Below are 11,112 nucleotides of genomic sequence, written 5' to 3' on the forward strand. Positions count from 1 at the left end.
TCGGCTGTAACAAGGCTTGCGCCTTATTACATCATGCCGCCCATGCCGCCCATGCCGCCCATGTCCGGCATGCCGCCGCCAGCCGATTCCTTCTTCGGAATTTCGGCAATCATGGCTTCCGTGGTGATCAGCAGCGAAGCAACCGAAGCTGCGTTTTGCAGAGCCGTACGAACAACCTTGACCGGGTCGACGATGCCCATGGCAATCATGTCGCCATATTCGGACGTCTGGGCGTTGTAACCCCAGTTTTCTTCGTCCTTATCAAGGATCTTGCCAACCACGATCGAAGCTTCGTCGCCTGCATTTTCAGCAATCTGGCGAACCAGCGACTGCAGGGCACGGCGAACGATGTTGATGCCTGCTTCCTGATCCTGATTTGCACCCTTGGAGGCGATCTTCACGGACGAGCGCAGCAGCGCGGTGCCGCCGCCGGCAACGATGCCTTCCTGCACGGCAGCGCGGGTAGCGTTGAGCGCGTCGTCGACGCGGTCCTTGCGTTCCTTGACTTCCGTTTCAGTTGCACCGCCGACGCGGATGATGGCAACGCCACCAGCCAGCTTGGCAAGACGTTCCTGCAGCTTTTCCTTGTCGTAGTCAGACGTGGTTTCTTCAATCTGAGCCTTGATCTGTGTGATCCGACCTTCGATTTCAGTCTTCTTGCCAGCGCCATCAACGATGGTGGTGGTTTCCTTGGTGATCGACACCTTCTTGGCGCGGCCCAGCATTTCCAAGGTCACGTTTTCGAGCTTGATGCCGATGTCTTCGGAAATCACCTGGCCGCCGGTCAGGATGGCGATGTCTTCGAGCATTGCCTTGCGGCGATCGCCGAAGCCAGGAGCCTTGACGGCAGCAATCTTCAGGCCGCCACGCAGCTTGTTGACCACGAGCGTAGCAAGAGCTTCGCCTTCAACGTCTTCCGAGATGATGAGCAGCGGCTTGGAGGTCTGCACCACAGCTTCGAGCACAGGCAGCATGGCCTGAAGGTTCGACAGCTTCTTCTCATGGAGAAGGATGTAGACGTCTTCGAGTTCGGCCAGCATCTTGTCGGGGTTGGTCACGAAGTAAGGCGACAGGTAGCCGCGGTCAAACTGCATGCCTTCAACGACTTCGAGTTCGCTTTCAGCGGTCTTGGCTTCTTCGACGGTGATGACACCTTCGTTGCCGACCTTCTGCATGGCTTCGGCAATGTCCTTGCCGATCTGGCTTTCGCCATTGGCCGAGATCGTGCCGACCTGTTCGACTTCAGCCGAGGTCTTGATCTTGGTGGCCTTGCGCTGCAGGTCCGCGATGACTTCAGTCACGGCCATATCGATGCCGCGCTTCAGATCCATCGGGTTCATGCCGGCAGCAACAGCCTTGCCGCCTTCGCGGACAATAGCCTGGGCCAGCACGGTTGCCGTGGTGGTGCCATCGCCGGCGATGTCGTTGGTCTTCGATGCCACTTCACGCACCATCTGTGCGCCCATGTTCTCGAACTTGTCTTCCAGTTCGATTTCCTTGGCGACAGTGACGCCGTCCTTGGTGATGCGGGGTGAGCCGAAGGACTTGTCGATGATGACGTTGCGGCCCTTGGGGCCCAAAGTTACCTTCACCGCATCGGCGAGAATGTCGACGCCACGGAGCATTTTCTCGCGTGCGTTACGACCGAATTTTACTTCTTTAGCAGCCATTTAACTTAACTCCCGGGCCTGGGCCCATCGTGTTGAGGCAGATTGAATCTGTGTGGGTGGTCGTTCGGCTTAGCCGAGGATACCCATGATGTCGCTTTCCTTCATGATCAGAAGGTCTTCGCCATCAAGCTTGATTTCGGTGCCGGACCATTTGCCGAACAGCACGCGGTCGCCAGCCTTGACGTCGAGCGCCACGATCTTGCCGGAATCATCACGGTTGCCGGAACCGACGGCGAGGATTTCGCCTTCCTGCGGCTTTTCCTTGGCGGTATCCGGAATGATAATCCCGCCTTTGGTTTTTTCTTCGGACTCAACACGACGAACGACAACGCGGTCGTGGAGCGGACGGAACGTGGTTTTTGCCATTGTCTATATTCCTTGATCGAATGACAGAAGCGGCTGAGAACCCCGGATGGGCCTCATCGAGATACATGCTAGCACTCACACATGGAGAGTGCTAGCGAAGCGGAGATAAGTCTGCGGTTTGGAAGAGTCAAGAGTTCGGCACGCATTCATCGCCGGGTTCGGCCGTGCAAAGGGTAAAATGCCCACGGGGTCTTGTAATCGCCTGCAAGCTGGGCGACATCCAATGCCCGAAAGGAACCGCTACCCATGCCACGCAAGATCACCGACCTGGACCAATTGACCGACCATGCCGACATCTTGTTGTGCGACGTATGGGGCGTTATCCACAATGGCGTCAACCCCTACCCGCTGTCGGTAGAGGCCCTGAAAGCGGCGCGCGAGCGTGGCCAGACGGTGATTCTGATTACCAATTCGCCACGGCCAGCGGCCGGTGTTATCCGCCAGTTCGACACCATTGGCGTCGACCCTGCCTGTTGGGATGACATTGTCACCTCAGGCGACGTGACCCGGCAATTGGTGTCCGACGCGCAAGGCGGAATTTATTTCCTCGGGCCTGAACGCGACATGGCGCTGGTCGAAGGACTTGACGTCACGCTGGTCGAGCCGGATGCGGCCGACGCGGTTTTATGCACCGGCCTGTTCGATGACGAGACAGAGAGTGCGGAAGATTATCGCGCCCTGCTGTCAGGCTTCAAGGCGCGCGGCCTGCCGCTGATTTGTGCCAATCCCGATCGCGTGGTTGAGCGTGGCGACCGGCTTGTGCCCTGCGCCGGCGCGTTGGCCGACATCTACACCGAGATTGGCGGCGAGACCCGTATTGCCGGCAAGCCACACGCGCCGATCTACCGTGAGGCCATGGCCCGCGCCGAGGCCTTGCGCGGCACTGCTGACAAAAAGCGGACACTGGCCATCGGTGATGGTGTTGCCACCGACATTCGCGGTGCGCTGGATAACGGCGTTGAGGCGATCTTCATCGCCCGCGGGGTTCATGCCCGCGAGTATCTCAACGGCCGCGTCACCGACGAAACCCGGTTGCAGGATTTCCTCAATGCCGAAGGCGTCGCCCCGGCATATTGGATGGAATGGCTGGCCTGAACGCTCATGGTGAAACAGCTAGTGGTGCAACGGTTTCACGATATTTTCAGGTTCCCCGAGGATCTCAAGGGCGGGGTCGTGGCGATCGGCAATTTCGATGGCGTCCACCGGGGTCATCAGGCGGTGCTGGCACAGGCAACACGGGCCGCTGAAGCCGCCAGTGTTTCTGCCTGTGTGCTGACCTTCGAGCCGCATCCGCGCACCGTGTTTCGTCCTGACGAACCGGTATTCCGCCTTACGCCGGCCGCCATGAAGGCCGCTATTCTCGGCCATCTCGGATTTGATGCAGTGGTCGAGCATCCCTTTGACAAGGTGTTTTCGTCGCAAAGCGCCCATGATTTCGTGACCGACATTCTCAGTGGCAAGCTTGGCGTCCATCACGTTGTGACCGGATATGATTTTCATTTTGGCAAGGGCCGTGAAGGCAATCCCGAATACTTGACGCAAGCTGGCGAACGCCATGGTTTCGATGTCACGCTGGTGGACGCCTTCCGCGATGAAAACACCGATGTGGTTTCTTCGAGCCGGATACGCCGGGCACTGGCGCAGGGGGAGGTCGGCGAAGCCGCAGGCTTGCTGGGCTACCGTTATGCGGTGTCCGCCGAGGTGTTGCACGGCAAGAAGCTTGGCCGCACCCTGGGGTATCCGACCGCCAACATGGCGCTGCCGTCTGAAACCGGCCTGTTGCCGGGGATCTATGCGGTCCGCTTCCGCCGTGCCGATGGGAAATTTTATGATGGCGTCGCCAGTTTCGGCCGTCGCCCAACCGTGGACGGGGACGACGCTGCGCTGCTGCTGGAAACCTATTTGTTCGATTTCTCCGGCGATCTCTATGGCGAGACCTGCAGCGTTTGTTTTGTTTCACGGCTTCGCGGCGAGGAGAAATTCGATAGCTTGGAGCCCCTGGTGGCACAAATGAAGATTGACGAAGATGAAGCCCGCGCTGCACTCGGTGCGATTACGCCGCTGTCATCGCTCGATGCGGCCATGACCTTCGGGGTGGTTGCTTGATCGGGGCCGGATCGCGGCAGATCCTGCTCACCGGCGCTAATTCAGGCATCGGCCTGGCGCTGGCGAAAAAGCTCTCGGGTCGCCATCACCTGCTTCTGTCCGGCCGAAAGCCGCACGATGAGATCGCCGATCTTTTGCCGCAAGGCGCCGGATACATTCTTGCAGATCAGAGCGATCCCGAAGGCTCGGCGCAGGCGCTGATCGCGGGAATTGACGGCATTGGCTGGGATCGTCTCGACAATGCCGTGCTCAATGCCGGTACCGGTTTCGCAGCCGTCGACGGCGTCGACAGTACCGACGCCATCCGCCAGACGCTCGACATCAATCTTGGTGCGGCAATCGCTCAGGCCCAGGTGCTGTATCCGCTGCTGGAAAGATCCGGCGGGACGCTGACCTTCATCGGTTCGGTGGCCCACAAGGGTTCGGCCATGGTGCCGGCCTATGCCGCTTCAAAGGCCGGCCTGCATGGCCTGGCCCGCGCCTTGCGGTCGGAATGGGGCAGGCGGGTGCCGGTACAGGTGCTGCATCCCGGCCCCACAAAGACCGATATGCACGACAAGGCCGGTTATGATCCGGGTCGGATGCGGTCTCTGTTTCTCGCCTCCGATGATGTCGCGGCGATGATGGCTGCCTCGATTGCCAGCCGTCGCTCGCCGGTCACCATTTCATGGGCGCGCTATCTGGTTGGCGGCGCCTTTACGGGGCGACGGCTATGAGTGCCTCGGCAAAGCGCGCGCTTGTCACCGGCGGCAGTGCCGGGCTCGGCGCGGCAATGGTCTACCAGCTTGCAGCAAGCGGTTTTGAGGTCTTGTCGCTTGACCGGCAGAAGGGGGCTATCCAAACACCCGATGCGGGCGAGGGGACTATCAGCCACCTGGATTGCGATCTCTCAAGCCGCACCGAGCTCGACCGGATTTTGCCGGAACTGATCAAGCGTGGTCCGTTCGATCTGGTGGTGCTCAATGCCGGCATCTCGGCCACCGGCCGTTTTGAAAAGATCGATCTTGCCACGCACCTGAATGTGCTGCGCGTCAACACCGAGGCGCCGATGGTCATCACCGCACGGCTGCTGGAGGAAGGCGGGTTCACTCCGGGCGCCGCACTATTGTTGGTTTCTTCTCTGTCCTACTTTACCGGCTATCCGGGTGCGGCCAGCTATGCTGCGTCAAAGGATGCGCTGGCGATCTATGCGAGCAGCGTGCGCAAGGCGGCAAAGGCCCGTGGTGTGTCGATTACGGTGGCGTTCCCGGGGCCACTGCGCACCGATCACGCCGAACGTCACGCGCCGCAAGGTGCCGATGCGTCCAAGCGCATGGTCCCCGATCTCGCCGCCCGACTGATCCTGGCGGACGCGCTTTCACGCCGCAAGAACTCTATACCGGGGGCGCCCAACCGGGCTTTCGCGCTGATTGGTCGAATCGCGCCGAAACCGGTCACGGCGCTGATGCGCCGGCTGATCTACCTGCGGCTTGATCCATAGATCGATAGTCGTTCCTATTTCAACTCATGTCAAAAAGCGTGGGTCGAGCGCGTATGCTTCCGCCGAAACGATCGATAATTTCGAATGATCGGGATGAAGTGGATTGATCAGCAAATTCCGACAATGCGGCATGACGATGCTCGGGACATTCAAGGCTGGCGCATCTTCCTGATCGCAGAACGCTTCAAACGCGTCGCGTGATATCGCTGGATCGTCCTTCCAATTGTCTGGAAGATCGACCGCCTCGACAATGAATTCGTCAGGAACGTCGATCTCGAGCAATTGATAGGTCTCGGGCAGGTCTTCCGGATCAAAATGCACAAGCAGTTCCAGCATCGCCAGCGCCGGATGCTCGGCACAATAGACAATGCGTCTGCCCAGATGATTCCAGCGGCTCGCGGAATAGGTTCCGCCGATGCCTGACAGGTCAGCATAGTTTGATATGCGCCAGATGCGCATGCTCAGGCAAACATGCCGTGATCAATCGCATGAAGTTCGGATTCGACAATATGCGCGCCCGTTTCGGACACCATCAATTCAAGCGGAATAGCTCCGTCAAGAGCGCGGCACGGCTTGCGCAGCCAGCGGTGGGCTTTTTCTTCTGACCCAAACACGCGCACGGCGTGATGGTGAAGCCTGGCGAGGCGCAAAGCCCTGTCGGATTCTGCCGCGCTCAGCTGTTCATTCTTTTGCTGACGACGCTCCAGAGAGCGTTTGGAGACGACGAGTTGAAAAATTTCGGCACTTGTAAAGCCGGTGTTTTTAAGCGTCTCAATAACACCCACACTGGCGCTGGGCTGCATTTCTCCGGTCTTGGCGTCGCGGAGCAATATGCGTCGGGACTGCAACGAAGGATTTTTGCCGCTCGAAGAAGCGGTCAAAACCTGCCTGTTGCGCTGCACCTTTGCTTCTTGCTCCCCTGAAGAAGGGGGTGATCCGGCTTTCCTTGTTTTTGACATTGTGACCTCGCCAGTTGCCATCCAAGATAGGCGCAACTGGCGGATTTTTCAAGATCGCACTTTGCGCTTCCCTGAAATTGCAGAGCTTGATAAAAGCCCGCCATGACCACGGCTGTCCCGATCATAGGCTCGCCGCCGATACGAATTATGGTCCCGGTTTCCCGCTGAGCAAAGACCTCGCTGGAGACCGGGCATTTTGGCGTGATCTCCGCGCCCATCTTCCGACGATCCCGAATATTGGCTACCACGGGCCAACGGCCCCAAAGATTGCGACACCATGACCGACAACACCGAAAAGCTCGATTATTCCAAGACGCTATATCTGCCCGAAACAGAATTCCCGATGCGCGGCGGATTGCCGAAGAAGGAACCCGAACTGGTTGCCCGCTGGCAGGAAATGCGTCTCTACGACAAGCTGCGTGCAACCTCCGCCGGCCGGCCCAAATATGTGCTGCATGATGGCCCGCCCTACGCCAATGGCAACATCCATATCGGCCACGCGCTCAACAAGATCTTGAAAGATGTCATCACCCGCTCGTTCCAGATGCGCGGCTATGATTCCAACTATGTACCGGGCTGGGATTGTCACGGCCTGCCGATCGAATGGAAGATCGAGGAAGAGAACTACCGCTCCAAGGGCAAGGAAAAGCCTGATCTGAAAGATCCGGCTGCGATGATCAAATTCCGCAAGGAATGCCGCAACTGGGCGCAGCACTGGGTTGATGTCCAGTCCGAGGAATTCAAGCGTCTCGGCATCGAGGGTGATTTCGACAAGCCTTACAAGACCATGGATTTCCACGCCGAAGCCCGCATTGCTGGCGAACTGCTGAAGATCGCCAAGTCCGGCCAGCTCTATCGCGGCTCCAAGCCGATCATGTGGTCGGTGGTTGAGCGCACAGCTCTGGCTGAAGCCGAGGTCGAGTATCAGACCTATGAGAGCGACACGATCTGGGTGAAGTTCCCGGTCGCAACGGGGCCTGCTGAGCTCAGCGGTGCTTCCGTCGTCATCTGGACCACCACGCCGTGGACCATTCCGGGCAACCGCGCTGTCTCATTCTCAGCCCGTATCGGCTATGGCCTCTATGAGGTCACCGCGGCGGAGAATGATTTCGGCCCACAAGCAGGCGACAAACTGATCTTTGCTGATGCTTTGGCCGAAGAGTGTTTCGCCAAGGCCAAGCTCGAATTCAAGCGGCTTTCCGATGTGAAACAGAGCGACCTTGGGGGCATGGTCTGCGACCACCCGCTCAAGGGCCTCGGCGGCGGCTATGATTTTGGCGTACCGTTGATTGCCGGCGATCACGTCACCGATGATGCCGGTACTGGCTTTGTTCACACTGCGCCTGGTCATGGCCGCGAAGACTTTGAAGCCTGGATGGATGCGGCGCGCGACATCGAGGCGCGTGGCATCTCGTCCGCTATTCCGTTCACCGTCGATGACGCCGGTTTCTACACCAAGGATGTCCCTGGTCTCGGACCGGATCGCGACGGCGGCCCGGCTCGCGTGATCGACGACAAGGGCAAGAAGGGCGACGCCAACCAGGCCGTGATCACGGCCTTGATCGAGGCGGGTAATCTCTTCGCCCGTGGTCGTCTCAAGCATGATTACCCGCATTCCTGGCGCTCCAAGAAGCCGATCATCTTCCGCAACACGCCGCAATGGTTTGTCTATATGGACAAGGATTTCGGTGATGGCACCACGCTGCGCTCGCGTGCTCTCAAGGGCATCGAAGACACGCGTTTTGTGCCTGCTGCCGGACAGAACCGTCTGCGCGGCATGATCGAGGACCGGCCCGACTGGGTGCTGTCACGTCAGCGCGCCTGGGGCGTTCCGATCTGTGTCTTTGCCGATGTCGATGGCAATGTGCTGTTGGACGAGGCGGTCGACGCCCGCATTCTTGAGGCCTTCGAAAAAGAGGGCTCCGACGCCTGGTTTGCACAGGGCGCTCGCGAGCGGTTCCTGGGCGACCTGGCAAGCGATCCGAAATGGCTCCAGGTCACCGACATTCTCGATGTCTGGTTTGATTCGGGCTGTACACATGTCTTCACGCTGGAAGATCGTCCGGACCTCAAATGGCCGGCCGATGTGTATCTCGAAGGCTCCGACCAGCATCGCGGCTGGTTCCATTCCTCGCTGCTCGAAAGCTGCGCCACCCGCGGCCGCGCGCCTTATGATGCCGTCATCACACATGGTTTCACCATGGCCGAGGACGGCCGCAAGATGTCGAAATCACTCAACAATCAGGTGTTCCCGCAGGACATCATGAAGGAATCGGGTGCCGACATTCTGCGTCTGTGGGTGATGAACACGGATTATTGGGAAGATCAGCGGCTCGGCAAGACCGTCATCAAGACCAATATCGATGCCTATCGCAAGCTCAGGAATACCATCCGCTGGATCCTGGGTACGCTGGCCCATGATGAGAGCGACACCATTCCGGCCGCCGACATGCCGGAGCTCGAGCGTTTGATGCTGCACCGGCTGTCGGAACTGGATGTGCTGGTGCGCGAAGGCTACGACAATTTCGATTTCAAGCGCGTTGCCCGTGCGCTTACCGATTTTTCCAACATCGAGCTTTCGGCGTTCTATTTCGACATCCGCAAGGATACGCTCTATTGCGACGCACCCTCGAGCCTGCGCCGCAAAGCCTCGCTTCAGGTGATCCGCACCATCTTCAACTGCCTGGTGACCTGGCTCGCGCCGATGCTGCCCTTCACAATGGAAGAAGCCTGGCTCGCGCACCATCCCGATGCCGAATCGGTGCATCTCGAGCAGTTCCCGGACGTACCTGCCGAATGGCGTAACGATTCGCTCGCCGCCAAATGGAAAAAGATCCGTACCGTGCGCCGCGTCGTCACCGGCGCACTGGAAATCGAGCGCCGTGAAAAGCGCATCGGCTCTTCGCTGGAAGCTGCACCCGTTGTCCACATCACGGATCCGGCGCTGGTCGAAGCGGTTGGCGACAGCGATTTCGCCGAGATCTGCATCACTTCGGGCCTGCGGGTGGAGACAGTGGCCGGCCCGGATGACGCGTTCCGGCTCGATGATGTGGCAGCGGTTTCGGTTGTCCCGGCATTGGCGGAAGGCCGTAAATGCGCGCGGTCGTGGCGGATCACCGATGATGTCGGTGCCGATCCGGCGTTCCCGGATGTCTCGGCGCGCGATGCTGCTGCCCTGCACGAACTCAAGGCATTGGGTCGCCTGTAAAAACCGCGCCGGGGTCCGATTTTTCCCGGCCCCGGCGCGTTCATGCTCTGGCCTTGCGTCAAATTTCGCCGGGTCAATTGCCCTTGTTGCGGTGATCCGGTAAAACCTGCCTGAAAATGGCCGGAATGTACGGCGACAAGCAGTTAGTTTTCCCAATTGACGGTCTGAGACGGGACACAACGCATGACAATGAAGATTGAGTACCGCGCCGGCGTGATCATAGGTGCACTCATTGCCGCAAGCTTGACCCTGTCGGGCTGTCTGGGGCCGACCTATGGCACCGACAAGACTTCGACCGCGCAGTTGGTGGATGACATCGGCAACATCGCCTCGATCGGCCAGCCCCGGAAGGGTGCGGATATCGTCTACAAACCGCGTCCGGACATCGTCAAGCCGGCCGAGACCACGAGACTGCCGGTGCCGCAGCAAAGCGTCGTCGAGAACAACCCTGCCTGGGTGGAATCGCCAGAACAAACGCGAGCGCGGTTGATTGCCGAGGCTGACGCCAATCCCAATAGTTCGACGTTCACGTCGCCCCTGGCCAAGCGGGACACCGGTGCGTCAGCCACCCGTGTCACTGCTGGCGGACGGGCCGATGGTCCTCCGACCCCGCAGGATGTGATGAATGATGCCAGCAAGCGGCAAGCCTACCAGCAGGCACGGAAGATCCAGAAGGGCGCCTATTCGGATCGTCGCCGGTTCCTGTCCGATCCGCCACTGACCTATCGCAAGCCTGCTGAAACAGCGCCGGTCGGCGAATTGGGCGAGCCCGAACGCGCCAAGGAGCGGCGCCGGATCTCCGAAGCCAAGAAGGAAGGCACCGGCAAACGTTCCTGGTGGCCCTGGTAATACTAATCAGCTCCCGGCTCAGCGCCGGCCTTGAAAGAAATCCTTGAGCAGTCGCGTTGCATCGGTTGAGGCCAGGTCCGGATAGATTTCCGGGCTGTGGTGGCAGGTTGGCTGGCTAAAGAAGCGCACGCCGTTGACCACTGCCCCGCCTTTCTCGTCCTCGGCCCCGAAATACAGCCGCCGCAACCGGGCAAACGAGATGGCCGCAGCGCACATGGTGCATGGCTCGAGCGTCACGTAGAGATCGGCGTCGGTGAGCCGCTCGCTGCCGAGCAGGTCGGCGGCCTGCCTGATGGCCAGGAGTTCGGCATGTGCGGTGATATCGTTGAGTTCGCGGGTGCGGTTTCCGGCACGTGCCAGAACCACGCCGTCGCGCACCACCACCGCTCCTACAGGCACTTCGCCGCGGTCAGCCGCGGCCCGTGCCTGTTCCAGCGCCATATCCATGTAACTTGTGCTGATCATGAGACGCCT

Annotated in this window: 11 protein-coding genes; 6 read left to right on the plus strand and 5 right to left on the minus strand. The window is 59.7% G+C overall.

Annotation, left to right across the window (positions count from 1 at the left end):
• Positions 1-26: 26 nt before the first annotated feature.
• Positions 27-1,670, minus strand: coding sequence for a chaperonin GroEL (gene groL, locus ACK6D9_RS08550; protein WP_322987912.1), 1,644 nt, complete (start codon positions 1,668-1,670; stop codon positions 27-29).
• A gap of 69 nt (positions 1,671-1,739) precedes the next feature.
• Positions 1,740-2,036, minus strand: a complete 297-nt coding sequence (gene groES / locus ACK6D9_RS08555) for a co-chaperone GroES (protein WP_322987913.1) — start codon at positions 2,034-2,036, stop codon at positions 1,740-1,742.
• A 246-nt stretch (positions 2,037-2,282) separates the two neighbouring features.
• On the opposite strand from groES, the gene ACK6D9_RS08560 reads away from it, so the two are divergent.
• The 4 genes from ACK6D9_RS08560 to ACK6D9_RS08575 are packed head-to-tail and all read left to right on the plus strand — an operon-like array spanning position 2,283 to position 5,622.
• Positions 2,283-3,131: a TIGR01459 family HAD-type hydrolase gene (locus tag ACK6D9_RS08560; protein ID WP_412051333.1), complete on the plus strand. Its 849-nt coding sequence runs from the start codon at positions 2,283-2,285 to the stop codon at positions 3,129-3,131.
• A gap of 6 nt (positions 3,132-3,137) precedes the next feature.
• The gene (locus ACK6D9_RS08565) at positions 3,138-4,142 is read left to right on the plus strand and encodes a bifunctional riboflavin kinase/FAD synthetase (RefSeq protein ID WP_412051334.1); all 1,005 of its coding nucleotides are present in this window, start codon (positions 3,138-3,140) and stop codon (positions 4,140-4,142) included.
• The gene (locus ACK6D9_RS08570) at positions 4,139-4,858 is read left to right on the plus strand and encodes an SDR family NAD(P)-dependent oxidoreductase (protein ID WP_412051335.1); all 720 of its coding nucleotides are present in this window, start codon (positions 4,139-4,141) and stop codon (positions 4,856-4,858) included. Before ACK6D9_RS08565 ends, ACK6D9_RS08570 begins: the two co-directional genes overlap by 4 nt.
• Positions 4,855-5,622 (plus strand): SDR family NAD(P)-dependent oxidoreductase, encoded by a 768-nt coding sequence (locus ACK6D9_RS08575; protein WP_412051336.1) that lies wholly within the window; start codon positions 4,855-4,857, stop codon positions 5,620-5,622. Before ACK6D9_RS08570 ends, ACK6D9_RS08575 begins: the two co-directional genes overlap by 4 nt.
• A gap of 24 nt (positions 5,623-5,646) precedes the next feature.
• Here ACK6D9_RS08575 and ACK6D9_RS08580 read toward each other — a convergent pair whose 3' ends face one another.
• Both ACK6D9_RS08580 and ACK6D9_RS08585 read right to left on the minus strand, forming a co-directional pair.
• Complete coding sequence (locus tag ACK6D9_RS08580; protein WP_322987918.1) at positions 5,647-6,081, minus strand: RES family NAD+ phosphorylase; 435 nt, start codon at positions 6,079-6,081, stop codon at positions 5,647-5,649.
• Positions 6,082-6,083: 2 nt separating this feature from the next.
• Positions 6,084-6,581, minus strand: a complete 498-nt coding sequence (locus ACK6D9_RS08585; protein ID WP_412051337.1) for an antitoxin Xre/MbcA/ParS toxin-binding domain-containing protein — start codon at positions 6,579-6,581, stop codon at positions 6,084-6,086.
• 277 nt (positions 6,582-6,858) lie between these two features.
• Between ACK6D9_RS08585 and ileS the strand changes: the two genes are divergently transcribed.
• Together ileS and ACK6D9_RS08595 are read left to right on the plus strand one after the other, a co-directional pair.
• Positions 6,859-9,789 carry an isoleucine--tRNA ligase gene (gene ileS / locus ACK6D9_RS08590; RefSeq protein ID WP_412051338.1) on the plus strand — a complete coding sequence of 977 codons (2,931 nt, stop codon included), beginning with the start codon at positions 6,859-6,861 and terminating at the stop codon, positions 9,787-9,789.
• Positions 9,790-9,972: 183 nt separating this feature from the next.
• Positions 9,973-10,638: a hypothetical protein gene (locus tag ACK6D9_RS08595; RefSeq protein ID WP_412051339.1), complete on the plus strand. Its 666-nt coding sequence runs from the start codon at positions 9,973-9,975 to the stop codon at positions 10,636-10,638.
• An 18-nt stretch (positions 10,639-10,656) separates the two neighbouring features.
• Here ACK6D9_RS08595 and ACK6D9_RS08600 read toward each other — a convergent pair whose 3' ends face one another.
• On the minus strand, positions 10,657-11,103 hold the full coding sequence (locus ACK6D9_RS08600; RefSeq protein ID WP_412051340.1) for a nucleoside deaminase: 447 nt from the start codon (positions 11,101-11,103) through the stop codon (positions 10,657-10,659).
• Positions 11,104-11,112: the final 9 nt, after the last annotated feature.

The sequence above is a fragment of the Hoeflea sp. Naph1 genome (genome assembly GCF_046837775.1).
Lineage (GTDB): Bacteria > Pseudomonadota > Alphaproteobacteria > Rhizobiales > Rhizobiaceae > Hoeflea.

Bases quoted from the DNA above. Each gene is read 5' to 3' on its own strand.
- groL (WP_322987912.1), bottom strand. From the start codon at position 1,670: ATGGCTGCTAAAGAAGTAAAATTCGGTCGTAACGCACGCGAGAAAATG.
- groES (WP_322987913.1), bottom strand. From the start codon at position 2,036: ATGGCAAAAACCACGTTCCGTCCGCTCCACGACCGCGTTGTCGTTCGT.
- ACK6D9_RS08560 (WP_412051333.1), top strand. From the start codon at position 2,283: ATGCCACGCAAGATCACCGACCTGGACCAATTGACCGACCATGCCGAC.
- ACK6D9_RS08565 (WP_412051334.1), top strand. From the start codon at position 3,138: ATGGTGAAACAGCTAGTGGTGCAACGGTTTCACGATATTTTCAGGTTC.
- ACK6D9_RS08575 (WP_412051336.1), top strand. From the start codon at position 4,855: ATGAGTGCCTCGGCAAAGCGCGCGCTTGTCACCGGCGGCAGTGCCGGG.
- ACK6D9_RS08580 (WP_322987918.1), bottom strand. From the start codon at position 6,081: ATGCGCATCTGGCGCATATCAAACTATGCTGACCTGTCAGGCATCGGC.
- ACK6D9_RS08585 (WP_412051337.1), bottom strand. From the start codon at position 6,581: ATGTCAAAAACAAGGAAAGCCGGATCACCCCCTTCTTCAGGGGAGCAA.
- ileS (WP_412051338.1), top strand. From the start codon at position 6,859: ATGACCGACAACACCGAAAAGCTCGATTATTCCAAGACGCTATATCTG.
- ACK6D9_RS08595 (WP_412051339.1), top strand. From the start codon at position 9,973: ATGACAATGAAGATTGAGTACCGCGCCGGCGTGATCATAGGTGCACTC.
- ACK6D9_RS08600 (WP_412051340.1), bottom strand. From the start codon at position 11,103: ATGATCAGCACAAGTTACATGGATATGGCGCTGGAACAGGCACGGGCC.